The 24197-nt window shown below is 64.3% G+C and carries 24 protein-coding genes and 3 tRNA genes; 7 read left to right on the top strand and 20 right to left on the bottom strand.

The annotated features are described in order from the left end of the window. Positions 1 to 32: 32 nt before the first annotated feature. Positions 33 to 1376 (bottom strand): sensor histidine kinase, encoded by a 1344-nt coding sequence (locus G370_RS0101450; protein ID WP_019659001.1) that lies wholly within the window; start codon positions 1374 to 1376, stop codon positions 33 to 35. A gap of 1 nt (position 1377) precedes the next feature. After that, positions 1378 to 2049: a response regulator transcription factor gene (locus G370_RS0101455; protein WP_019659002.1), complete on the bottom strand. Its 672-nt coding sequence runs from the start codon at positions 2047 to 2049 to the stop codon at positions 1378 to 1380. A 342-nt stretch (positions 2050 to 2391) separates the two neighbouring features. Between G370_RS0101455 and G370_RS0101465 the strand changes: the two genes are divergently transcribed. Next, positions 2392 to 2676 (top strand): hypothetical protein, encoded by a 285-nt coding sequence (locus G370_RS0101465; protein ID WP_019659004.1) that lies wholly within the window; start codon positions 2392 to 2394, stop codon positions 2674 to 2676. Positions 2677 to 2694: 18 nt separating this feature from the next. Here G370_RS0101465 and G370_RS1000000121720 read toward each other — a convergent pair whose 3' ends face one another. Next, entirely contained in the window at positions 2695 to 2835 is a 141-nt protein-coding gene (locus G370_RS1000000121720) for a hypothetical protein (protein WP_019659005.1), read from the bottom strand. Between the two features lie 156 nt (positions 2836 to 2991). Between G370_RS1000000121720 and G370_RS0101475 the strand changes: the two genes are divergently transcribed. The 4 genes from G370_RS0101475 (at position 2992) to G370_RS0101490 (ending at position 4683) form a co-directional block, all read left to right on the top strand. Further along, positions 2992 to 3561, top strand: coding sequence for a peroxiredoxin family protein (locus tag G370_RS0101475; RefSeq protein ID WP_019659006.1), 570 nt, complete (start codon positions 2992 to 2994; stop codon positions 3559 to 3561). A 110-nt stretch (positions 3562 to 3671) separates the two neighbouring features. Beyond that, complete coding sequence (locus tag G370_RS0101480) at positions 3672 to 3863, top strand: hypothetical protein (RefSeq protein ID WP_019659007.1); 192 nt, start codon at positions 3672 to 3674, stop codon at positions 3861 to 3863. Between the two features lie 63 nt (positions 3864 to 3926). After that, positions 3927 to 4118, top strand: coding sequence for a hypothetical protein (locus tag G370_RS0101485; protein WP_019659008.1), 192 nt, complete (start codon positions 3927 to 3929; stop codon positions 4116 to 4118). 232 nt (positions 4119 to 4350) lie between these two features. Further along, entirely contained in the window at positions 4351 to 4683 is a 333-nt protein-coding gene (locus tag G370_RS0101490) for a hypothetical protein (protein ID WP_019659009.1), read from the top strand. Positions 4684 to 4779: 96 nt separating this feature from the next. Here the strand turns inward: G370_RS0101490 and G370_RS0101495 are convergent. The 3 genes from G370_RS0101495 to uvrB all read right to left on the bottom strand — a co-directional run bounded on the left by G370_RS0101495 (position 4780) and on the right by uvrB (position 7159). Further along, a tRNA-Val gene (locus tag G370_RS0101495) sits at positions 4780 to 4854 on the bottom strand. A 98-nt stretch (positions 4855 to 4952) separates the two neighbouring features. After that, positions 4953 to 5027 (bottom strand) — tRNA-Val (locus G370_RS0101500). A 107-nt stretch (positions 5028 to 5134) separates the two neighbouring features. After that, positions 5135 to 7159, bottom strand: a complete 2025-nt coding sequence (gene uvrB / locus G370_RS0101505) for an excinuclease ABC subunit UvrB (RefSeq protein ID WP_019659010.1) — start codon at positions 7157 to 7159, stop codon at positions 5135 to 5137. A 129-nt stretch (positions 7160 to 7288) separates the two neighbouring features. Here uvrB and G370_RS0101510 point away from each other — a divergent pair, with 129 nt between their 5' ends. Continuing rightward, positions 7289 to 7825: a GspH/FimT family protein gene (locus tag G370_RS0101510; protein ID WP_019659011.1), complete on the top strand. Its 537-nt coding sequence runs from the start codon at positions 7289 to 7291 to the stop codon at positions 7823 to 7825. A 48-nt stretch (positions 7826 to 7873) separates the two neighbouring features. Here G370_RS0101510 and G370_RS0101515 read toward each other — a convergent pair. From G370_RS0101515 to grxD, 11 genes are all read right to left on the bottom strand, one after another. Next, a tRNA-Asn gene (locus tag G370_RS0101515) sits at positions 7874 to 7950 on the bottom strand. A gap of 78 nt (positions 7951 to 8028) precedes the next feature. After that, on the bottom strand, positions 8029 to 8451 hold the full coding sequence (locus tag G370_RS0101520) for a type IV pilin protein (RefSeq protein ID WP_019659012.1): 423 nt from the start codon (positions 8449 to 8451) through the stop codon (positions 8029 to 8031). 38 nt (positions 8452 to 8489) lie between these two features. Beyond that, positions 8490 to 12239, bottom strand: a complete 3750-nt coding sequence (locus G370_RS0101525) for a pilus assembly protein (protein WP_019659013.1) — start codon at positions 12237 to 12239, stop codon at positions 8490 to 8492. 11 nt (positions 12240 to 12250) lie between these two features. Beyond that, a complete protein-coding gene (locus tag G370_RS0101530) occupies positions 12251 to 12769 on the bottom strand; it encodes a PilX N-terminal domain-containing pilus assembly protein (protein WP_019659014.1) in 519 nt (172 codons plus the stop codon). A gap of 2 nt (positions 12770 to 12771) precedes the next feature. After that, a complete protein-coding gene (locus G370_RS0101535; RefSeq protein ID WP_245541193.1) occupies positions 12772 to 13932 on the bottom strand; it encodes a PilW family protein in 1161 nt (386 codons plus the stop codon). 2 nt (positions 13933 to 13934) lie between these two features. Beyond that, positions 13935 to 14408 (bottom strand): type IV pilus modification protein PilV, encoded by a 474-nt coding sequence (gene pilV / locus G370_RS0101540; protein WP_019659016.1) that lies wholly within the window; start codon positions 14406 to 14408, stop codon positions 13935 to 13937. Continuing rightward, the gene (locus G370_RS0101545; protein ID WP_019659017.1) at positions 14405 to 14920 is read right to left on the bottom strand and encodes a GspH/FimT family pseudopilin; all 516 of its coding nucleotides are present in this window, start codon (positions 14918 to 14920) and stop codon (positions 14405 to 14407) included. Before G370_RS0101545 ends, pilV begins: the two co-directional genes overlap by 4 nt. 161 nt (positions 14921 to 15081) lie before the next feature. Further along, positions 15082 to 16470, bottom strand: a complete 1389-nt coding sequence (gene ppnN / locus G370_RS0101550) for a nucleotide 5'-monophosphate nucleosidase PpnN (protein ID WP_019659018.1) — start codon at positions 16468 to 16470, stop codon at positions 15082 to 15084. Positions 16471 to 16722: 252 nt separating this feature from the next. Continuing rightward, positions 16723 to 19944, bottom strand: a complete 3222-nt coding sequence (locus G370_RS0101555) for a TonB-dependent receptor (protein WP_019659019.1) — start codon at positions 19942 to 19944, stop codon at positions 16723 to 16725. Between the two features lie 232 nt (positions 19945 to 20176). Next, complete coding sequence (locus tag G370_RS0101560) at positions 20177 to 20953, bottom strand: SDR family NAD(P)-dependent oxidoreductase (RefSeq protein ID WP_019659020.1); 777 nt, start codon at positions 20951 to 20953, stop codon at positions 20177 to 20179. Continuing rightward, the gene (gene grxD, locus G370_RS0101565; RefSeq protein WP_005408852.1) at positions 20950 to 21270 is read right to left on the bottom strand and encodes a Grx4 family monothiol glutaredoxin; all 321 of its coding nucleotides are present in this window, start codon (positions 21268 to 21270) and stop codon (positions 20950 to 20952) included. Before grxD ends, G370_RS0101560 begins: the two co-directional genes overlap by 4 nt. Positions 21271 to 21391: 121 nt before the next feature. Between grxD and G370_RS0101570 the strand changes: the two genes are divergently transcribed. After that, the gene (locus G370_RS0101570) at positions 21392 to 21970 is read left to right on the top strand and encodes a superoxide dismutase (RefSeq protein WP_026346913.1); all 579 of its coding nucleotides are present in this window, start codon (positions 21392 to 21394) and stop codon (positions 21968 to 21970) included. Positions 21971 to 22044: 74 nt separating this feature from the next. Here the strand turns inward: G370_RS0101570 and G370_RS0101575 are convergent, their stop codons facing one another. From G370_RS0101575 to purE, 3 genes are all read right to left on the bottom strand, one after another. Beyond that, a complete protein-coding gene (locus G370_RS0101575; protein ID WP_019659022.1) occupies positions 22045 to 22386 on the bottom strand; it encodes a carboxymuconolactone decarboxylase family protein in 342 nt (113 codons plus the stop codon). Between the two features lie 125 nt (positions 22387 to 22511). Next, positions 22512 to 23660: a 5-(carboxyamino)imidazole ribonucleotide synthase gene (locus G370_RS0101580; RefSeq protein WP_019659023.1), complete on the bottom strand. Its 1149-nt coding sequence runs from the start codon at positions 23658 to 23660 to the stop codon at positions 22512 to 22514. Continuing rightward, complete coding sequence (purE, locus tag G370_RS0101585; RefSeq protein ID WP_005412808.1) at positions 23657 to 24160, bottom strand: 5-(carboxyamino)imidazole ribonucleotide mutase; 504 nt, start codon at positions 24158 to 24160, stop codon at positions 23657 to 23659. Before purE ends, G370_RS0101580 begins: the two co-directional genes overlap by 4 nt. Positions 24161 to 24197 lie beyond the last annotated feature (37 nt).

A 24197-nucleotide genomic window follows, 5' to 3' on the forward strand; every position in this document is an offset into this window, starting at 1 on the left:
GGCTGCCTATCGGGGTTTCCCCCGCGCGGCTGTCAGCGCCGGACGGTGCCGCGATGGAAGTTGACCCGGAAGCTGGCACCACCGCCGGTGGCCTCGCCGACACTGACCGAGCCGCCGTGATGCTGCACGATTTCCTTCACCAGATGCAGGCCGAGGCCACTGCCGCTGCCCGCCGCGCGAAGGCGATGGAACGGCTCGAAGATCGCTTCACGGTCACTCACCGGAATACCGGCGCCCTGATCGCTGACTTCCAGAAGGCCACGTGCATCCAGGCGCACGCAGATGGTGCCGCGCCCGCCGCCGTGGACGATGGCGTTGTGCACCAGGTTGGCGATCACCCGCCCCAGCGCCAGGCTGTCGCCATGGATCCACACGGGCGACTCCGGCGCATCCACCTCGAAGCCATAGCCGGCGCCGACCACCAGTGGCGCCAGATCGGCGGCCGCTTCACGCACCAGCAGCGCCAGATCCAGCCGCTGCAGTGCGCCGACATTGCGATCGAGCCGCTGCAGGTCAAGCAGGTGCTCGGCGACGTTGCCGAGCCGCGCCACGTCGGTCAGCAGCTGCGATTTCAGCTCACCCTGCGGCAGCTGCGACAAGCGCGCCTGTACCACTGCAATCGGCACCCGCAGTTCGTGCGCGGCATCGGCGAGGAACTTGTCACGTGCTGCATAGCCCTGCTGCACCTTGTCGATCGCGTCGTTGAAAGCTTCCACCAGCGGCGCGACCTCGGTCGACACCAGCTGCGCATCCAGCCGCGCACCCGGCTGGCCGATATCCAGCTCCTTGGCCTGCTGTGCGGACCGACGCACGCCGCGCATCGCACGGTGGATCACGGTCGGCATCACCAGCAGCGTGATCACGATCAGCGGCAGGAAGAACCACAGGCCGATCAGGCGCAGCACCATCAGTGCGCCGTCCAGCAGCCCGCCCTTCGGCGCCCCGCCCACCATCACCGTGATGCGCCGCCCATCCTCGTTGCGGATCATCACCCGCGCAACGTCCAGATAGGGCGGCACCAGTGAACCCAGTTCGGTGGCGCCCACCGTCGGCAAGCGTGCCAGCAACGGGGCGTGGACCGCAGGAATCGTGCCGCGCTCCAGCCACGTGCCCCTGTCATCAACCGCCGCGAACCAGAGGTTGCCCCCCGCCCCTGCATTGAGCCTGTCCCAGCGCGCCTGGTCCAGTACCAGCCGGCCGCCTTCGCTGTGCACGGCTTTGGCTACCGCCTCGGCCGTGAACATGTCCATTCCCCAAGTGTCCTTGTCGCCCCAGGTCAGGATCAACGCGGCCACCGCGAACAACACAGTGAAGGCCTGCGCCAGGAACAACCGCCAGGCCAGGCCGAGCGTGATGGAGCGGATCGGTCGGGTCATCTCACGCCTCCGCCAGCAGATAGCCGACGCCGCGGATCACATGGATCTCCACACCGGCCCCGGCCTGCTGCAGCGCCTTGCGCAGCTTGGAAATGTGCGCGTCGAGTGCATTGGACTGGATCTCGTCATCAAACCCGTACACCGCCGCTTCCAGCGCGCTGCGTGTGACCGTGCGCCCCTGGCGCATCGCCAGCGCCTGCAGCACCAGCACCTGGCGCCGGGGCAGTGCCAGCGGCTGGCCTCCCACCTGCGCCTGCAGCGATTCGAAGTCGAATTCCAGCCGCCCCAGGTGCAGGCGCGGCGTCACCATCGCCGAGGGCCGCCGTGAGACTGCACGGATCCGCGCCATCAGTTCCTCGATCGCCACTGGCTTCACCAGGTAGTCATCGGCCCCCACATCCAGGCCCTCGACCTTGTCTGACAACGTGCCCTTGGCGGTCAGCATGATCACCGCCAGGTTAGGCCGCAGTGCACGCGCGGTGGCGACGAACGCCGCGCCATCGCCATCGGGCAGCTGGCGGTCGAGCAACATCAACTGGTGTACCGGTTCGCGCAGCGCGATCGTAGCTTCGGCCAGGCTTCCAACCACGTCGGCGACCACGCCCTGCCGCTCCAGGCCCGATTGCAGGGCTCGGGACAGATCGGGATCGTCTTCGACCAGGAGGATGCGCATCAGGGGGTTCGGCTACCGGAAACGCTGCCGATCATAGTGCCTTGCGCCGGGTTTGGGCGCCTTCGCGTGCCGATTGCCGACGCGCAATGTTCTGACAATGTTGCGCCCGCACCATGCACAGCCATCCTCCGCAAAGTGGCTGATCGATGCCGTTGCTGCCCCCGACCCTGCTGCGCCTGTTGCTGTTCTCCGCTGCCATCAGCTTTCCGTTGGCCGCCAACCAGCGGTTCGCGATGCAGTAAAGGACAGCCCGATGGCGCGGCGTGGGACACAGACGTCGGCCTTCGTTTCCCTGATGCGCTCGTTCTGAGCGAGCGCCCGTTACAGACAAGGACACCCCTCATGGCCTGCGTCTCCGCCCCCCTCGAAGCCCATGCGATCCTGTGTGCTCCCGACCTGGACAGCGCAGAACGTGCGTATCTGGGCCTTATGCCCGATCTGGAGCATGTGGATGCGCTGGCACGCCGCGCACTCGGGCTTTCGCGCGTCGCCGATGCGGCACGCACCTACGCGCTGTCGATGACCCTGGTCGGGCTGCGCCTGCAGGAACTTGAGATGAGCGAAGCGACCGCAAAGGAGCACCGCCAGGCTACGCTGCACAGCCTGCGGCAGGTCTTCAACGCCTGAGCGCAGGGGCACGATGGCTCAGCGGAAGGTGGCCCAGGCCAGCACCGCAGCCAGCAGAGCTACCCAGACCACGGCCTTGAAGGTGCTTTCCAGCATGTTGCCGCCGAACAGCAGCTCGACGAATGGATTGGTCCGGGGATCCGGAACATGCTCGCTCATCTGAGACGGATCCTGAGAGTGGTAGGGACGCGCACGCCTGCGCAGAAGGCAGTCCAGTACGGGCAGGGCATTGACGGCGACGCGCGGAACGTCTGCTTAACAACTCGCGCCGCAGTTCGGGTATGTTCCGGACAACGCTGCGTTCAAGGATGATCAATGCTCAAGCGCGCCCTGGTTCCTGTTGCTGCCCTGCTGCTGTCGGCGTTGATCATCGCGCTGGGATGGCAGAACCGCCAGTTGCGGCAGATCAACGAGCAGATGGCCGCCCAGCTGCAGGCCATGCAGCATGAGGCGCATGGCCTGGCGCTGGGCACGCGTGCCGATACGTTGGCATTGAAAACCACCCAGCGCACCCGGGTGATGATCGGCGGCGAACGCAGCACTGCCCAGATCCTGTACTTCTTTTCCACCGCCTGCCGCTATTGCCTGGCCTCGATGCCGCAGCTGCAGCAGATTGCTGGCGGACGTGGCACCAGCGAGCTGGTCGGCGTGGGCCTTCCTCCCTACGATGAACTGGCCGACTACGCCGGCAAGCACGATCTGCGCTTCCCGATTGCCATCGACAGCGACGGCGATGCCGCCAGACGCTACCGCGCCACGGTCACACCGATGCTGGTGGTGCTGGCTGCAGATGGCAGCGTGGCCTACAAACACGTCGGCCAACTCGATGAGCAGGTCGTGCAGGCCGCCATGAAGTCGCTGGCGCCTCGCCTTGCATTGCACTGAGGCGCCACGCGCCCGATCCGCGCGCCCGCCCTCGCCACCAGATTCGCGCCACAACCGGCACTCCGGTGCCTTCGGCAACTGCAACACCAACGCCAACCAAGGAGATACACATGATCGGAAAGAAGGTCCTTTCGTCCGTCGCCGGTATCGTCGTTGTCGCCGCGCTGTCGTTCGGCGCGTCCCAGGCCTTTGCGAAGCCAACCAAGGCTGGCTTCGCGCCGGGCTGCACCTACACGCCGGGCTGCGTTTTCGGCGGCAACGGGACAATCGGTGGTACCCGCATCTGCTGCCAGCCGAACTGACCTGTGCAAGGCCGTCCCGCAAACGGCCTACACCGTGCATTTCCACACCTGAAGGAGCCACGCATGATCGGTAAGAAGAAGCTGTTCTCGTCTGTCGCCGGTATCGTCGTTGTCGCGGCCATGGCCTTCGGCACCAGCCAGGCCTTTGCCGTTGCGCCCAAGACCGGCTATGCGCCCGGTTGCGAGCCGCATCCGAGCTGCCCGTTCGGCAACTCCGGCAAGCCTGGCCAGGTGCTGTGCTGTGATCCGCTGTAATCGAAGCCGAGCTGCGGGTCGCCAGCGCTGACCCAGCGCAGCGGTGTTGATCGGCGCCCACCCGCATTGGGCATCGCGCCGGGCCGTCTCTTGGGGCGGCCCGGCACTTCCGGCCCCGGATTCATCCTTCCCCGGGCGCCTTGGCGCGCGCTTTACCGGCTTTCGTCGCATACCGGTTTCACACCGCAGGGGGCAGTGCCACGCTGGACTCCCTTCTCCGGAGCACCGTGCCATGCCGATGCTTGCCCTGCTGCTGTTGTGCGCTGGCCTGTTCGGCCGCGATACCGACGCCGGGGATGCTTCCCTGCGCAGCCAGATCCTGCAGGCCGAGGCTGGGCAGGCAGGAGCATCCCCAATGCCGGATGAGAAAGCAGACCCGGCCACCCTTCAGCTTTACCGGCTGCGCCAGGATCGCGTGCTGCGCGTGGGCAACCAGCCCCTGCGGGCGGACACCCCGCAGCAGCGCACCGGCTCGGCACGCGTTGCGCAGGTCTGGGAATGCGTGGACGGGCATTGGCGGCTGCAGCGCATGATCAGCATCGACGAATGGGTGGCCCAACGCTGACCGCTGGCTGCAGCCCACTGGCGCAAACGAAAAAAGCCGGCCCGGGGCCGGCTTTCATTCTGATCCACCGTTGCACCGGCAGTGCCGGGAGCCAGGTGGTGGGCGGTACAGGGTTCGAACCTGTGACCCCTACCATGTCAAGGTAGTGCTCTACCGCTGAGCTAACCGCCCATCTTGTTCTTGCCGCCCGAAAGCTGGCCTTGCTACGTAAAAACCCGGCGCCAGGGCCGGGCTTTGCATTTCACGACAGCCCTCTTCCGAGGACTTCGTGGTGGGCGGTACAGGGTTCGAACCTGTGACCCCTACCATGTCAAGGTAGTGCTCTACCGCTGAGCTAACCGCCCGTTTTTGCTTCTGAACGTTCGCGATTGCGTCGGTGCAGGCCGCGTATATTACGTATGCCCGCCGTGAAGTGCAATACTTTCGTGAAGAAGATGCTGCACTGCCGCGTTCAGCCCAGACTCGCCTCCTTCAGCTGCCTGATCTGGTCGCGCACGCGGGCCGCGTCCTCGAATTCGAGGTCCTTCGCATGCTGGTACATCTGCTGTTCCAGCGCCTTGAGACGGGACGCCAGCTGGGCCGGGCTGAGCGAGCCATAGTCGCCCCCGTCCTCGGCCACGCCAGGCCTGCCCTTGCCCTTGCCCTTCTTCGCTTCCTTCTCTGCCGCATCCGAACGCGCGCCTTCCAGCACGTCGACGATCGGGCGCGCCACCGAGCGCGGCACGATGCCATGTTCCTCGTTGTACTCGACCTGTTTGGCACGACGGCGGTCGGTCTCATCGATCGCGGCCTGCATCGAACGGGTGATCTTGTCCGCATACAGGATCGCCTTGCCACGCACGTTGCGCGCGGCACGGCCGATGGTCTGGATCAGCGAACCGGTGGAACGCAGGAAGCCCTCCTTGTCGGCATCAAGGATCGCCACCAGCGATACCTCGGGCATGTCCAGGCCTTCGCGCAGCAGGTTGATGCCGACCAGCACGTCGAACTTGCCCAGCCGCAGGTCGCGGATGATCTCCACGCGCTCGACCGTGTCCACGTCCGAGTGCAGGTAGCGCACGCGGATACCATGTTCGGTGAGGTATTCCGTGAGATTCTCGGCCATGCGCTTGGTCAGCGTGGTGACCAGCACGCGGTCGCCCGCCTTGATGCGCGCGTTGGCCTCGCTCATCAGGTCGTCGACCTGGGTACCGACCGGGCGGATCTCCACCACCGGGTCGATCAGGCCGGTCGGGCGCACCACCAGTTCGGTGATCTCGTCACCGGCTTCACGCAGTTCATAGGGCCCGGGCGTGGCCGACACGTAGATGCTGCGCGGGCAGCGCTCCTCCCACTCCTCGAAGCGCAGCGGGCGGTTGTCCAGCGCCGACGGCAGGCGGAAACCGAATTCGACCAGGGTCTCCTTGCGCGAGCGGTCGCCCTTGAACATGGCGCCGATCTGCGGAATGGTCACGTGCGATTCGTCGATCACCAGCAGTGCATCCGGCGGCAGGTAATCGAACAGGGTCGGCGGCGGCTCGCCGGCATTCTTGCCGGTCAGATGCCGGGAGTAGTTCTCGATGCCGTTGCAGTAGCCAACCTCGGCCATCATTTCCAGGTCAAACTGGGTGCGCTGGGCCAGGCGCTGCGCCTCCACCAGCTTGTTCTGCGCGTACAGCTGCTCCAGCCGCTCCTTCAGCTCCACCTTGATCGTCTCGATCGCTGCCAGCACGCGCTCGCGCGTGGTCGCGTAGTGTGTCTTCGGATAAACAGTGAAACGCTGCATGTTGCGCAGCGTCTCGCCGGTCAGCGGGTCGAACAGTGTGATCTTCTCGACCTCGCCATCGAAAAGTTCCAGGCGCAGCGCCTCGCTGTCCGACTCGGCCGGGAACACGTCGATCACTTCGCCACGCACGCGGAACGTACCGCGCTGCAGCTCGTACTCGTTGCGCGTGTACTGCAGCTGGGTGAGGTGATTGATCAGGTCGCGCTGGTCGATGCGCTCGCCCTTGGACAGTATCAGGCGCAGCGACAGATAGTCCTCGGGTGCACCCAGGCCATAGATCGCCGACACCGTGGCCACCACGATCGCATCCGGGCGCGACAGCAGGGTCTTGGTTGCCGCCAGCCGCATCTGCTCGATGTGCTCGTTGATCGAACTGTCCTTTTCGATGAAGGTGTCCGACGACGGCACGTAGGCTTCCGGCTGGTAGTAATCGTAGTAGCTGACGAAGTACTCCACCGCGTTGTGCGGGAAGAATGCCTTGAACTCACCGTACAGCTGCGCCGCCAGCGTCTTGTTCGGCGCCATGATCAGCGTCGGCTTCTGCACGTTCTGGATGACGTTGGCGATGGTGTAGGTCTTGCCCGAACCGGTGACGCCCAGCAGGGTCTGCTTGGCGATGCCCGCTTCGAAGTTGCTGGTCAGCTTTGCGATGGCATCAGGCTGGTCGCCTGCCGGCGAATACGGCGAGACGAGTTCAAAACGGTCGCTCATGGTGTTGCCAGTTCCCGGGAAGAGTGAGTATACGGGGCAAGCGGTGACGGCCAGCTGAGGGGTTTCCGGGCAGGCGGGCGCGGCAGTGCCTGATGGCGCCGGCGACGCTGGACGAGGGAGGCTGGACTCATGCGCCACTGCCCAATCCCCAGCCCTACGGCGCCGCGAGGCATGCACCTGGTCGAACTGATGGCGGTGGTGGCCGTGTTGGCCGTGCTGCTGGCCGCCGGATGGCCCACCCTGCATTCGATGCTGTTGCGGCAGCGTGCGGACGCCACCCGTATCAACCTGCAGTCCGGACTCGCTGCTGCGCGCTACCAGGCGATCATGCGCCGAAACTTGATCGGCACCTGCGCAAGTACCGATGGCCACCACTGCGGCGACGACTGGAGCCAGGGGTGGGTCATCTACAGGACGAGCGGCCGGCGCGAACCCCCCTCTTCTGCCGACGCTATTCTGATGCACCAGGCAGGCTTTCCGAACATCAAGATCCGGGGAACCACCAGCAGTGGCCGGCCGCAGCTTTACTTCCAACCGGATGGCCGCAGCCCTGGAGCCAATCTGACGCTGCGCATCTGCGCGGACGGCCGTGAGCACTCCCGGATAATCGTCAGCAACAGCGGGCGCGTCCGATCAACACGGACCAGGACCGATCGACCCTGCTAACAACAAAAAAGGCCTGCGGATGACCGCAAGCCTTTGATGCGTATAACCTGGCGCCCGAAGTTGGACTCGAACCAACGACCCCCTGATTAACAGTCAAGTGCTCTAACCGGCTGAGCTATTCGGGCGGGGAGGCGCATTGTAATCACCTCGATCAGAGAGTGCAACACTCCTGCCCACGACGCCCGCCGGCGCGCTTTTCCACATCACCAGCATTCGGACAGCGTGCCCTTGGATGTCTTCACATTGGCCTGGTTGAGGGACAGGTCACCACACTTGTCTTCGGCCTGAGCATTGGCAGCCGTCGCCGTAAACGTAAACGTCGATTGCGCGGTTTCCATGGACAAGGTGTAGGCCGCAGTGCCGCCCTCGCGTGGCGAGTTGATGGAATCAGCTCCGCCCGGGAAGGTGAAGCCCACATAGGTGTTGTTGATGGTGTGGTAGCGCTCGGCCAGCTGCGCATACTCCACCAGATCGGCCTTGGCCTGCGCACGCCGCGACTTCCGCACATGTTCGCTGTAGTTTGGGTACGCGATCGCAGCGAGGATCGCCACGACTGCCACCACGATCATCAGTTCAATGAGAGTGAATCCGCGGGCCAGGCGGCCAGGGGCGAACGTCGTGTGCATTGCAGCAACTCCATTGATCGACGAAGCACGGACACTACTCACTGGATCTGCCTCCACGACTGGCGACCACACGGGTAAGGCAAGTACATCGGTTTTGCACCTGCCACCGAAATCTGCATCAGGCAGGCCTCGCCCGGCGGCGTCGGTGGAGGAGTCCCTGGTTCACCCGGATCCGGCGGCGCAAGGCGAGGGACAACAGAGGTCGTGACATCCCTGACCGGTGCGTTGCCGCCCGTTTCCAGGGATACACCGGCCGTACCTGCCCCCGGCGACGTGCCGTCCGGTGCACCGAAGCGCACCTGCGACATTGCCGCTTCGCCACTGCCGGCCTGCAGGCCAAACACCCAGTTCGCGCCATCCACCGAGCAGCCCTTGGCCTCGGACGGGATATAGGTGGGCATGAACACCACTCCGGAAACGATGCGCGGATTGCCGACCGCACGCTCCTTGTTGGACAGCGTTACGGTCCAGCCGCGGCTTAGCGCCGGAACAGTGCCCGGAAGCAGGGTGCGAACGCCATTCTCAAATTGCGCCGCGAACGGGCGCAGATTGGCCGACGTCAGCGTAGCACTGGGCTGCCCGGTTTCAACGTCATTGATGCCATACAGCGCCTGCACCGCAGCGTCGTTCTCATCGCCGTAGTACGAGAAGCTGCCGGTGCCGAAGATCAGCATCACGCCACCGGATGGGCCTGTGGTTACCGTCAAGCCGCCGGTGATGGGTTGGCGATAGGTTCGCTTGTCACTGCGATCGACATGGGTATCGGTGGTGAACAGCGGAACCGTCGGTGCCGCGTCGGCACGCAGGTCGAACTTCCAGACCGCTCCGCGCTTGTCAGCACCATAGACGGTATCAGCAAGACCATCGCGGACCCGTTCGTTCTGTCCAGCCCCACCCCAACGATCCACCACCACAATGTTGCCCAGCCCATTGCTGCCGGCAGGCAGATCCGTACCCGACTCGACCGCCTCGATCATGCGGATGGTCGGCGTATTGCCAGCCGCCATGTCGACCACGAACAACACGGCTTTTCCGCTCTTGCTTTCATAGCCATTGCCAAAGATCGCCCGGAAGCCCACCGAGCCGTCAGAGTTCTTCATCGGCACGATCACCGGCTTGCCCAGCACGTAGCCGATATTGCTCCTTACGTCCTCATCCAGCGAGGCGTTGAGATCACTGATCTCCCACAGCAGCGAACCGGTGCCGCCGAAGCTGGCCGGATCAGACACATCCAGCGCGAACACGCTGCGCCCACCGGCACCCGCCGTGCCGACCAGCGAGGTCGTCCAGCTTCCGCCGCTGTAGGTATCACTGATCGTCACCGGGCCATCGACATAGTAGCGATGCTGGAAGCGCTGGACGTTCTGGTTGGTGGGATCGTTGGGCAGCAACAGATTGCCCATATGACCCAACGACGTGGATGGGATATAGGCAAACAGCTCCTTGCCACCATCGCTGTCCATCTCGCCATCCGCGCCCATGCCGCCATCAAAGGCGTGCAGCATCCCGTCGTTGGCAGCCGCGTAGACCATGTAGCGTCGGTCATTGCGCTTGGTGACCATATAGTCGGCATAACTGGTGCCCATCGCGCCTGGCAGGCGACGGAAGCCGTAGTCATCCAGCGGCGAACTCAGGGCCGGCGTAGAGGTGATGATGTCCCCAAGCACTGTGGTACGGTCGCGCAGCTTGCCGCCGCTGCGCTTTTCGTTGGTTGTGTCTCCACGCAGGTACGCCACGGCGGTAGCCGAATTCGTGGCGAGCCCTTCGAGTTCCGAGGCACTGCAGATCAGCATGCCCGGATACATCACACTCGACTTGTCGCACAGGTTGGCCAGGCTGACATTACTGCCGGTGAAATCAACCAGTTCACCGTTGCGCCAGAAGCGGATGCGGCGCAATGCGGCCGCTGGCATCTTCGCCGACGCTTCCCATGCCTCCTCCGAGACAATCCTGCGCGTTGACTCGTCCACCTTCAGCGAGTAGGCATGCAGCCTGCCGTACCAGTCGGTGCCGTTGTTGGTCGCCTCGTAGAACGGCTCCACCGACAGCGAGCCCACGCCGATACGAGCCCCCGTCAACGAACGCGAGCCGGACGGCGTGGCCCCCTGGGCAACATTGCTGATGATCCGGCGCATGGCAGCGGTGATTTCGCCCGGGCGCGTGGCGTTGACCATCTCGCCGCGGGTGTCATACACCGCGTTCCACAGCTCGTCGACCGCTTCCGGCTTGAGATCCTGCGTCGTGGTCGGGAAATTGGGCTTGACAACATACGGATCTGGGCTGAGCACCCAGGGCCTCTTCGGGTCCGGAAGGTACTTGACGCCGAACTCTTTGCCCTGAGTACCCAGCGTCACACCGTAGAAGTTCATGTGCAGTTTCTTGTTGCAGTCCAATGACGGGTCCGGACTGGAACTGCTGCACTCTGCAGGAACCGGCACAGAGCTGTTATCAAGGTCTTCAATCAGCGGGCCCTTGTAGTAGGGCGCCACCAGGTCCTTCATCAGAGTCTTGTTGCCGCTTTCATTGATATACCCATCAGTGAACAGCATGCCCGCATTCTTCTGGCAGGCCAATAGCACTGGCGCGCCGTCATCCGTGCGCTGGAACTGCTGGCCAAGGTAGTCTGCGGCAGAACGGTTCGGCGTGGTCCCACTGGCTCGCATTCTGCTCATGATGTCGTAAAGCAACTTCGACTTTTCGGTCTCGTCGGTCATGTTGTGCATCTTGACCTGCTCACGATCATTGATTCGGAACCAGCCCACACGCAGGTTCGTAGTGCCATGCAGCGCATTGGTGGCCGCACCGATCAACGCTTCGCGACGGGTCCGATACAGGCTGAACCAGTTGGCGAAGTTCTGCATCGCCTTGTTGTACTTGGCCTGGTCCTTGTTGAAGTTATCCAGTTTGATCTCATACCTGTAGAGCGTACCCGGACGCCCGCCAACGGGGTTGGTCACCGCCACCGGGGATGCGGTATAGCCGTAATCGGCCGGCAGCGAGGCCGGGTTTTCCAGGTAGAACGTGGCTGGATAGAACACCATTGCGGCACTGCAGCTTCTGCTCAGCGTCACCTTCTGATTCAGCACAGCGAAGCCGTCCTTCACACTGCTGTTCCGGCTGGTAATATCGCTGCATCGATTGTTTTCAATCCTCGTATCTTTCGGCAGTTCCATACCGCTATAGAACTGAAAACGCCAGTTTGCGGCTTTTCCGCTCACAACAATGGACGTCATTGTCGAATTGGCAGCGAGATTAAGGATGCCGGTCTTCTTGTCGTCTGGCGTACCCGGTCGCGGATCCAGGGGCGCTGCGGCCGGATCAATCGGATCACTTGGGAAATTAGCAGCCGAACCCGTAAGCCCGGTTTTCCAGGAATCATAGGTCTCGCGAGGATCAAAGTAGGAGCCGTTGACATCCGGAGATCGCACAAAGCCATAGGCATCCAATGGCGGAACTGCCAGATTTGAATCTCGGCCGTAGCTGGGGAAAACATAGTGATACATGTTCCCGGAATCGACATAGCCGTACGCCACATTGCCACTGTAGAAGCTCGTCCCGCTCCAGCGATAGACACCGTCGCGGGTATTGTTCAGCACCTCCCACAGCATCGAGCCGGAATCATCCAGCGCCATCAGGAATGCCGGTGCCGTCTGCACCTGGATGTTCAGCGGCGCCTGCGCCAGCGTACCCTGGCCCTGGGCCGCCATCAGGGTATAGATGAAGTAGCCCCCACCCAGCGCCAGTGCGGCGCCACCTGCGGCCATGAAGCGGAATTTGCGCGAAGCCATGGCCTGCGTCCTCAGAGTTTGAATACGGTATCGATGACCACTGCGGACGAGCTGGCATCCACATCGTCAGTGGCAAATCCGGTGATCTGGTAGATCGGTGTGATGTCTTCCAGTGGCCGCCCCATCTCCAGTGCCGATTCACCAATGACGCAACTGTCGATCTGCCTTACGTTGACGGCAGGGCGAGTATCGTCGCGGCGCTCCACGGCCCAATCGGCCGGGTCGAATCCGTCATCGCAGACCCGCGACACATCGCTGGCCTGTACCAGGCTCTCGTCGCCGACATCCTGGCGATTGGCGATCTGTTCCACCGTGCGCTCGGCTGCACGCACCACACCTTCTGAATTCTGGAACGCCCGGTTGGCGGCTCGGTAGTTGGCTGCCATCTTCTCCTGCATGCCCGCCACCTGCATGCCAGCGATACCCAGCAATGCCAGCAGGATGAGCATGATCAACGCGACATACAACACCGCACCGCGTTGCTGGCGGGGGGCGGTGACGGGTCTGAATGAACGCTGGAAATGGGGCATGATCAGTTTCCGAACAAGCGATTGCGCAGGGCAATCGACACTTCATAACTGGACCGGTAGCGACCGTCGGGCTTGTCACTGTTGGTGAACTCAACGCCGAGCACCGATAGCGCATTGGCCGATTGGGCCGAGGACGACGGCGATGGGCTACGCGCCAGCAATCCGACCTGCACCTGCCCCACGCGCAACCACTGTGCAGCACCCTCGGCATTGGCATCCGTGCTGACCCCGCCGGCTGCGGCGAGCTGGGTGATGTTGCCGGCCGGCGGAGTGCTGATACTGATGTTGGCAGTGTTGTCCAGGCCGTACATCAGCTGCAGGCTTTCGATGCCTTCCACCAGCTCTTCATTGATCGTGTACTCCCCATCGCTGTCGGCACGCGCTCGCCGCAGGCCAGGCTGTTTCGTCTCCGGATTGATACCCACGTAATAGACCATCGACTCGGCGCGATAGAGCATCGTCTGCCCGGTTGGCTGGGCCACGTAGCGCGACAGATCCAGAGAGGTCGCAGTCACCCGCGCAGCGCTCAACGTGCCTGCGAACACATCGGCATGCCCACAGTCAGCGATGCCGAACAGAGTGGGCGTGCTGATGCCATCGCTGGTCAGGCGCGCGACGTGGTCACTGTCCACGTCCAGGAGTGCATCGCCGCCATCGGAAGATATCGCCGTGACCGGCACCCCCATGGGGGCGAAGAAGCGGAGCAACAGCACATCGCTGCCGCCGGCCGGTGCCGGGCTCAATCCGGCGATCGCGGCCGGCAGGCCCTGGGGCGCCGACCAGTCCGCGCCAAGCGCCAGACTGCCACCGGGAGCCGTGTCGGGAGCGTCGAAGCCCTGGATGGAAACACTGAAATCCAATGGACTGCCATCACCGGAGGTCGCACCGAGATGCGATACCGGGTCTCCCTGATTCTTCACTACATGGGCCTGGTCGTTGACGCAGCCCATGTGCCCGGCCATCCGGATGTCCCGCTCCAGGAAGTCCAACGCGAATCGTGCATTTTCCTGGACGCGGGAGGCCCCCTCAGACAGGCGCGAAGCCGTCTGTGAGGCAATGAACACCTGGACCACGCCCAGCATCAACACCAAGCTGATCACCAGCGCAACCATCAGTTCGACCAGCGATAGACCAGCCATGGAGGTACGATGTTTCATGGTCATGCTCACAGTTCCGTCGCCAGCGCGAAGGTAGTGGCCTTGTCCGGATCATCCGGATCCCAGCGCTGGTCGCCCCAGGTGATCGCGACGTTCACCACGCCCCCCTTGTAGGTCACCTCGGCACCGGCATCGGCACCCAGCGCCTTTACAACCTGGCATTGCCAACGTTCAATTTTTGCAGCAATAGCGACGTCGCCGGTATCGGCCGTGCACGCCTTCTCTGCGGTTTTGCTGCCTGCCTCAAACGACGCGGCGGTGTACCACGCCGCTTGATAGCGGTTGCTGCGCATCTGCTCGGTCAGGTCGTAGGCGAGATTGGTTGCCTGGGTACGATAGTTGGCGCTCTGTACGAAGCGGACGTTCATGGTCTGCAGCAGGGCGAATCCCAGCAGGCCGAATGCCAGAACGATAATTGCAACCAGCACTTCCAGCAGAGTGAAGCCGCCCGCTTGGCGTGCGCGGATGGAACGCGGGTTCATGAGCAGGTTTCCTTGCTGCTGCGGATCTGCCCAGAGGCATTTACCGTAAGAGTGCGTTTGTCCAGTGCGCCCTTGCTGCACACATCCGGCTCCAGCTGGATCGACTGATCGCTGGCGGCCCTGCGGCGCCCCCGCCCATCGAAGGCGATCTCTTCCGACGGCCCACTCAGCTGCAGCTTGGGGCTGCCGCTGACGAACCGCAGTACGGTTTCCCCGGAGGACATCGTGCCATCACCATCGGTGTCAGTGAAGGCCAGCATGCCGGCAGACCAGTTACCGTCACAGCTCGCGCCGTCGCTGCTGCCACACACGCCACCGCCGCGGTTGCTGCGAATTGCCTCGCTCCGCGCCAGGCTGAGCAGGCCCAGGACTTCATTGTTTGCCGACGCAACCCGATTGGAGCGGAGAGTGCCTTGGAAACTCGGAAAGGCGATCGCGGCCACGATCGCCAGCACGGCAACCGTGACCATCAACTCAACCAGCGTGAAGCCGTTTTGCCGGCGCAAAGACATTGGACGCTCCCCAGCGTGTTGGTGGCCACGATGGGCCATCGCCCCGCCACCGGCAAGCGGCGGCAGGATGAACGGTCAATCCGGGGCGACGGGCGTCAAAGGCTTGACGACCCGTCCTCCCCTGCCAGTGCCGGCGCGATCCCCATCACGCCGGCCCGGGTTCAGGCCAGCACCTGGTAGCAGGGCTGGTACTCGCCGGAGATCTTCATCCGGCGCTGCTCGACGAAGGCGCGCAGCAGCGCATCCAGCGCCTGCATCATGTCCGGGTCACCGTGGATCTGGAACGGCCCGAACTGCTCGATGCGGCGCATGCCGTCTTCCTTCACGTTGCCGGCGACGATGCCCGAGAACGCGCGGCGCAGGTCGGCCGCCAGCGCGTGCGGGGCACGCCCGTGGTGCAGGTCCAGCGCCGCCATCGCTTCGTGGGTGGGTACGAACGGCTGCTGGTACTCCCACGGAATCTCGATCGACCAGTTGAAGAAGAACGAGTCCTTCTGCGCCAGGCGGTGCTCGCGCACGCGCTTGATGCCGGTGGCCATCTTCTTCGCAACCGCCACCGGGTCGCCGATGATGATCTCGTAGCGCTCGGCAGCCGCATCGCCCAGGGTCAGGCGGATGAAGCGGTCGATCTGCTCGAAGTACGGTGCCGCTACCGTCGGGCCGGTCAGGATCAGCGGGAACGGCAGGTCCTTGTTCTCCTCGCGCAGCAGGATGCCGAGCAGGTACAGGATCTCTTCGGCGGTACCGACGCCACCGGCGAACACGATGATGCCGTGGCCGATGCGGACGAAGGCCTCAAGGCGCTTCTCGATGTCCGGCATGATCACCAGGTGGTTGACGATCGGGTTCGGCGACTCGGCGGCGATGATGCCCGGCTCGGTCAGGCCGATGTAACGCGTCACGGTACGGCGCTGCTTGGCGTGGGCGATGGTGGCACCCTTCATCGGGCCCTTCATCGCACCCGGGCCACAGCCGGTGCAGATGTCCAGGCCGCGCAGGCCCAGTTCATAGCCCACCTGCTTGGTGTACAGGTATTCGTCGCGCGAGATCGAGTGTCCACCCCAGCACACCACCAGGTTCGGATCACCCGGATTGAGGATGCGCGCGTTGCGCAGCAGGCCGAACACCGCGTTGGTGATGCCCTCGGATGACTCCAGCTCGGCCGCGTAGGCCGGGCCCATTTCGATGGCCATGTAGGCCAGGTCGCGCACGACGGCGAACAGCAGTTCGGCGACACCGCGGATGATCTCGCCGTCGACGAAGGCCATCGCCGGTGCGTTGACCAGATCGATGCGCACGCCGCGATCCTGCTGCGCCACCTGGATGTCGAAATCAGGGTAGAGATCGCGCGCAGCGCGCGGATCGTCGGAGGCGCTGCCGCTGGTCAGCACGGCCAGCGCGCAGCGGCGCAGCAGCTCATGCATGCCGCCGGCGGAGGCATCGCGCAGGCGTGCCACCTCGGCCCGCGACAGCACATCCAGCCCACCGCGCGGGTAGATCCGGGCATCCTGCACCGGCAGTGCACGGGCCGATTTTTCGTTCGTGGTCATATCCAATTTTTCGCTTCCTTCAAGGTTTCCGACTGTACTGCCGCCCCCTTAAAAAGCAAAACGGCCGGGAAGCCCGACCGTTGGATGTGTGCCGCCCGCGTCCGCCATTCCGGGACCGCATCGGCGGCGTTGGCACCGCGCACATTTCTGGATGCTACGCCGTTGCCCCACGCCCTGCAAGGACTTTCGCCTGAACGGAAAACGGCCGGGTTTCCCCGGCCGTTTCCACTTACCACTTCAAGCGCTGATGGATCAGAACTTGTACTTCAGGGTCAGCTGCATCGACCAACGCGACACGGCGGTGTTGCCCTTGTCGTTGTTGTTTTCCTGCACCGACGGGTTGTCGGTCGAACCAGTGAAGGAGTACACGTACTTGCCGGTGGCCGGATCGATACCTGCGTAGTTGGCAACGCGACGGGTCGAGTAGAAGCCGTAGTCGTCGATCAGGCCCCACTTCTTGTTCAGCAGGTTGCCGACATTCATGATGTCCAGGGCGACTTCACCCTTGTGCCCCTTCATGAAGCCCGGGAATTCCTGGCTGACGCGGACGTCGAAGCTGTTGACCCACGAGGCGCGGTGGCGGTTGGCCGGGACTACGCTGCCACGGTAGGCATCGAGTTCCGGGTTCTGCGCCAGCCAGTCGAAGAACTGCTTCTCCATCGCGGCACCGCCGGTGAACAGCACGTCGCCCGGACCCTTCGGCACGTAGAACAGGTCGTTGGTGGCAGCACCGTCGCCGTTGGCATCGTTGTAGAAGATGTAGCTGTACGGACGGCCCGAACGGCCTTCGTAGAACAGGCCGACGCGGGTAGCGTTGTCACCGAAGAAGTTGTACTTCCACTCCAGGGTGCCGGTGACGCGGTCCTTCATCGCATAACGCGAGTTGTAGGCCACGTTCTCGTTGGCATTGAAGATCAGCGTGTTGTTCCAGTTCGAGGTGTTCTGCGAGCTGGACAGCGGGCTGACTTCGGTGGACTTGGTGTAGGTGTAACCCAGCGACCAGCCCCAGTTCTCGGTCAACGGCTTGGCCAGCGAGAAGGTGGCCTGGGTGCCGCGGCCCTTGTCGGTGTTGCGCAGGACCAGAACGTCGCCGATGTCCTTCGGACGGTTGAAACGATCAACTGCATTTTTGGTACCGGTGGAGATGCCGTAGTCGACACCCTTATCGATGCGAGTGTTCGCCGAGTTGCGTCCAGCATCGTTCCAGTAGATCGCGCGGCCATCCTGACCGAAGGCGGTCGGCGCCGACACGTCCAGACGGTCGAAGTAGATGCCGTCCTTGACCTTGGTGAACAGCACTTCGGCCGACGCGACGATGCCGTACCACGGCAGCTCATGGTCGAACGCCAGGTTGGCCTTCCACACCGACGGCAGGCGGGTGCCCGGCGCGATGATGTCGACGTTCTGACGGGCCGAAGCCGGGCCACCGGCCGGGATGTACGGGTTGTTGCCGTCCGGAGTGAAGGCACCGGCCGGGATGCTGCGCTCGTCGTACTCGATGTAGTTCAGGCCGGTGTTCTGGTAGGCACCTGCCAGCCACACGTTCGGGGCGGCGCCGCCGAACAGGCCCACGCCACCGCGCAGCTGGGTCGGGCGATCGCTGTCGAAGGTGTAGTTGAAGCCGACGCGCGGCTGCACCAGGTTCTTGTCGACCAGCTTGGTGTTGTTGAAGCCGTACAGCTGCTCGATGCGCGGGTTGTACAGGCGCTGGGTGCTGAAGTCAGGCATGTCGATGCGCACGCCGAACATCAGGTTCAGGTTGTAGTTGATTGCCCAGGTGTCCTGCACGAACACGCCGGTGTTCTTCAGGGTGAAGTCGGCCGGGATGTCGCTGCGGCTGCCATCGGCGCGCGGAGCACGCAGCTGGTAGCGCGAAGCCTTGCCCGCCAGGAAATCGTTGACGCTGTTGAATTCGTACACGCCGTTGAGGTTGCGGCCGTAGAAGTTCATCAGGTCATTCTTCGAGTAATCGAAGCCGAACTTGACAGTGTGGTCACCGATGTACCAGGTACCGGCACCAAAGGCGCTCAGTTCCTTCGACTCGACGATGTTGACGTGGGTGTTCTGTTCGGTACCGACGTACAGCGAATCGTTGCCCGACTTGATGCGGATCTGCGGCATGTCGACCAGCGGGACGCGGTTGGCCGAGTAATCCTTGTGCGAGACCTTGAACTCGGTCGAGAAGTTCTCGGACCAGTCACTGAACAGTTCGCCCATCCAGGTTTCGTACTCGGTGGGCTGCTGGTACCAGAAGTTGCTCAGCGAGATGGCGCTGCTGCTGACCTGCGGGAAGCGAACGACGTTCTGCTCCATCTTGTTGTAGCGCAGGGCCGCACGGTGGTTCTCGTTGATGTTCCAGTCCAGCTTGACCGCATACTCCTCGATCTCGGTCTTGCTGTTCGGCGCCGTCAGGCTGCCCGGATCGTAGCCCAGCTTGCCCAGGAAGTTCTGGACGTCGGTGATCTGCTGCTGGGTGATGGTGCCACGGCCGATCGGCGTGTCGCTCAGCGCGACGCCGGCGGCCGAGCGCTCGTACTTTTCGTAGTTGGTGAAGAAGAACAGCTTGTCCTTGACGATCGGGCCGCCGAAGGTCATGCCGTAGGTCTTCTCGTCCTCGAAGCCGTTGAAGTCCTGCTTGTCACCTTCCAGGCGCGAACGGACCATGTCCTTGTCGCGGTACGAACCGTACACGGTGCCGTGGAATTCATTGGTGCCCGACTTGGTCACGGCGTTGATCACCGCACCGGTGCCACCGGCGATTGTGGTGTCGTAGTTGGCCAGGTCGATGTTGATTTCCTGGATGGCGTCCATCGACACCGGCTGACGCTCGGTCGGCAGGTTGTTGGAGCCCAGGCCGAACGGATCGGAGGCGCTGATGCCGTCGATGCGGATGGCGTTGTAACGGGTGTTCTGGCCACCGGCCGAGATCGCGCCGTCAGCCTTGCTGACCTGCGAGATGCGCGGATCCAGGCGGACGTAGTCCTGGATGTTGCGGCTGGCCGACGGCAATGCATCCATCGTTTCGCGGGTCACGTTGGTGCCGGTGCCCATCTTGTTGGCGCTGAACAGGTCCAGGCCGCCGGCAGTGGCGACAACGTTCACCGCGTCCAGGTTGGTCGCAGCCAGATCACCGCCCAGGTTGGCATTGACGGTGTTGACCTGGTTCAGGTTCAGGTAGACACCTTCTTCGGTCTTGGTGCCTTCACCGGGCTTGGTGATGGTGATGGTGTACGGACCACCCACGCGCAGGCCGCGCGCGTTGTAGCGACCCGACGCATCGGTGGTGGCACGCGAAACAGTGCCCGACTCGGTGTGCGTGATGGTGACTTCAGCGCCGGCAACAGGCTGGCCTGCGGCGGACATCACCTGGCCGCCGACACCGGCGGAGGTGCTGCTCTGGGCGAAGGCGGGAGCGGCAGCAAGTGCAGCCACGAGACCAAGGGTAAGCTTGGACATCCGGAGTGGGTGGGTCATTTTTCGGTAGCCTCGATGCGAGTTGGCGATGGCGGAAAAAAAGCGCATCCAAGCAGCCCTGCGGGTGGCTGATCGGAGAGTTATCTGGGGTTCCCTACCGCTCGGCTGAAGGCAGCCCTAACGGTTAACACTAGATTAACACGCTACGCCATCAATGTGACGGTTGTGCGACAAACGGCACCGGTTCGCAACGCAATCGTGACGGGCTCTTCACTCCGCCTTTCCCCGGCACTCACTCGGCGGGGGGCGCCTCCCTGGCATCGAGAATCTTGCCCCGCCAGGCGGCGCCAGCGCCGGACAACAGGGTCACCGCCGCTGCCGCTGCGGCTTCCGGGCCTTGGGCGGCCGGGTCCTGATCAACGGAATAGGCCCGGGCCCGCAGGGCTGTGCGCAGCGGACCGGGGTACAGGCCACTGACCCGTACCGGGCTGCGGCCGAGTTCGTCGTGCAGGCTGGCGATCAGGCCACGCAGGCCATGCTGGGCCACGCCATAACCGCCCCAGTAAGCCTGCCCCACCCGTTCGGGAGCATCGACCGCAAACACCAGCGCCGCATCTTCACGCTGCCGCAGCAGCGGCAGGCAGGCCTGGGCCAGCCAGGCCGGCGCGGTCAGGGTGACGTGCACCGCGCGGGCGAAACTGGCCGGGTCGGCCAGTTCAAACGGGGTCAGGCCAGGGAAGTGAGCGGCACAGACCAGCAGGCCGTCCAATCGCCCCAGCTCGCGCTGCAGGGCCTGGGCCAGCTCGGCATAGTCGTCGGGGCCCGCGCCTTCCAGGTCCAGTGGATACAGCAGCGGCTCCGGGCCGACCGCCTGCACCTGGGCGTAGACACGGTCCAGGCGGCGCGGCTTGCGGCCCAGCAGGACCACGGTGGCACCGGCGGCCGCAGCGGCCACTGCCGCCGCACTACCCAATCCGCCACCGGCACCGGCGACCAGCACTACGCGATCCTGCAACGGGCGGCCATCGAGCGCCCCGTCGGCCGGTGACGTCGATGGCCAGGCACTCATCCCTGGGTCGCCTCTTCGACGATGCGCTTGAGCTCGCCGGCTTCGAACAACTCCAGGACAATGTCACAGCCACCAATCAACTCACCGTTGATGAACAGCTGCGGGAAGGTCGGCAGGTTGGAAAAGCGCGGCAGGTTGGCGCGGATCTCGGGTTCTTCCAGCACGTTGACGGTGCGCAGGGTGACCGCGCCGGCCGCCATCAACGCCTGTACCGCGCGGCTGGAGAAGCCGCACATCGGGTATTGCGGGGTGCCCTTCATGAACAGCACGAGCGGGTAACGATCGACCTCGGCCTGGATTTGCTGCATTACCGCCACAACCACACTCCTTGCTTCGCCGGACAAACCGACCGCGGTGGTCGGCTAGACTGCCCACGGTAGCCGCCATTGTAAGCGGATGGAACCGGCTGCCGCCGCCCCTCTGGCCACGAACCTGTCCATGCCTGTTGAATTGCCTGCCCTGCCCTACCTTCCCGGCTCCCTGCAGCCGCACCTGTCCGCACAGACCGTGGAACTGCACCACGGCCGCCACCATCGCGCCTATGTAGATGCCGTCAACGCCGGCATCCTCGGCACCGAGTGGGAGGAAGCGTCGCTGGATGAGATCGTCCGCCACGCCCAGGGCAGGCTGTTCGATGCGGCCGCCCAGGCCTGGAACCACGGCTTCTATTGGCAGTGCCTGCGGCCGCGCGGCGGCGGCGAGCCGCAGGGCCGATTGGGCGAGCTGGTCAAGCGCCAGTTCGGTGACGCGCAGCGCCTGCGCGAGGAGTTCAACCGCGCCGCGCTGGGCCTGTTCGGCTCGGGCTGGGTGTGGCTGGTGCAGCATCCGGGCGGGCAGCTGGGCATCCAGGCCACCCGCAACGCCGGCACACCCCTGACCGGTGAGAGCACCCCGCTGCTGTGCTGCGATGTCTGGGAGCACGCCTACTACACCGAGTACCAGAATGACCGGGCGCGTTACCTGGATGCCTTCTGGCAGCTGGTCAACTGGGAATTCGCCGAAAGCCAGCTGCGCTGACCCCTGTAGAGCCGAGCCCATGCTCGGCTGCTGTCCGGCCAGCCGAGCATGGGCTCGGCTCTACAGATCACGCTTCACGCGTTCTCGTGCGCGGCCACCGCGTCCATCACCCGTGCCGAATACACCAGCGCGGCGCCTGCATTGAGCGACACCGCCACGCCCAGTGCCTCGGCGATTTCCTCGCGGCTGGCGCCATGCTTCAGTGCTGCATCCACATGTACGGTGATGCAGCCATCGCAGCGGGTGGTCACCGCCACTGCCAACGCGATCAGTTCGCGGGTCTTGGCATCCAGATGGTTGGTCTGGGCGCCGGCATTGGCCAGGGTCGCGTAGCCCTTGACCGTGTCCGGCGAGAGCTTGCCGATCTCGCCGATACGGCCCTTCAGTTCCTTGCGGTAGGCATTCCAGTCGAGCATGGTCGTGACTCCTGTGAAAGGAGCTCCACGCTACCACCGGCAATGGTGCGCCGATGCCTGCACCGGCGCGCCACACCGTTGCAGGCATACAAGGTTGTGCCGGCCATTGGCCGGCACGCCCGGGCTCAGCTATTGCGCAGCGCGTGTACCGCCGGCGCCACCTGGGCCTGGCGGTCCAGTTCCAGGCCAACCTGATCCAGCGCATCGGCCAATGCAGCGGCATCATCGTCGCGCAACGTGGCGTGGCCGACCTTGCGGCCCTCGCGCGGCTCCTTGCCGTAGTCGTGCCAGTGGCCGCTGGCCTGGGCCAGTACCGGTGCCGGGTCGGGCATCACGCCCAGCCAGTTCAGCATGCAGGCGTGACCCAGCATGCGGGTGCTGCCCAGCGGCAGGCCCAGCACGGCGCGCAGGTGATTCTCGAACTGCGAGGTTTCGCTGCCTTCGATGGTCCAGTGGCCGGAGTTGTGCACGCGCGGCGCCATCTCGTTGGCCAGCAGTTCGCCATCGCGGCAGAACAGCTCCAGCGCGAACACGCCGACGTACTGCAGGTGCTCGGCAACGCGGCGGGCATAGCCGATCGCGGCCTGCTGCTCGGTGTCGGACAGCACGGCCGGGGCCACGCTGGCCGACAGCACGCCGTCGACATGCCAGTTGCCGGTGACCGGCCAGGCCTCGAAGCTGCCATCGCGGCCACGCACGGCAACCACGCTGACTTCGCGCTGGAAGGCCACGAAGCCTTCCAGGATCAGGCCGGTACGCTCGACCTGTGCACCCAGCGCATCCCACGCGGCATCGATGTCGGCCTCGTTGCGCAGGCGGAACTGGCCCTTGCCGTCATAGCCGAGGCGACGGGTCTTGAGGATGCACGGCAGGCCGAATTCGGCGGCCTTGGCGGCCAGTTCGTCGCGGCTGCGGATATCGGCGAAGGCCGGCAGCGGAATGCCCAGCTGCTGGAACAGGGTCTTCTCGCTGAGCCGGTCCTGTGCGACAGCCAGCGCCGACGGCGGCGGGTAGACCGGCACGCGGTCGGCCAGCCACTGCGCACTGTCGGCCGGCACATTCTCGAAATCGAAGGTGACCACATCGACCTTGGCAGCGAAGTCCGCCAGGGCCTGGCGGTCATCGAAGGCGCCCACGGTGAGCGGCGCCAGCGGGCCGCTGCAGGCATCAGCGGCCGGGTCATACAGTTCGAAGCGCAGCCCCAGCGGCGCACCGGCCAGGACCATCATGCGGGCGAGCTGGCCGCCGCCCAGGATGCCGACGATCAGACTCATTGGCGCGGATCGTCGTGGGCCATCACGTCTTCGGTCTGGCGTGCACGGAAGGCATCGAGCGCCTGGCCGATCGCCGGCTGGTCGCTGGCCAGCATCGCAGCGGCGAACAGCGCGGCGTTGGAGGCGCCGGCGTTGCCGATGGCAAAGGTGGCGACCGGGATACCGGCCGGCATCTGCACGATCGACAGCAGCGAATCCATGCCGTTGAGGGCCTTGGACTGCACCGGCACACCCAGCACCGGCACGGCGGTCTTGGCAGCGATCATGCCCGGCAGGTGCGCGGCCCCGCCTGCACCGGCGATGATGGCCCGCAGGCCACGCGGGCCCGCCTGCTCGGCGTAACTGAACAACACATCCGGCGTCCGATGCGCGGACACCACCTTCACTTCGAACGGAACACCCAGGGCTTCAAGCTTCTGGGCGGCGTGCTGCATGGTTTCCCAGTCGGAACGGGAACCCATGACGATGCCGACAAGCGGCGCGATCGGGTTGGGGGTCATTGGCCGTCACCTGCCTTAAAGACGTATTCTAGCCATC

It is taken from the genome of Stenotrophomonas hibiscicola ATCC 19867, assembly GCF_000382065.1.
GTDB lineage: Bacteria > Pseudomonadota > Gammaproteobacteria > Xanthomonadales > Xanthomonadaceae > Stenotrophomonas > Stenotrophomonas hibiscicola.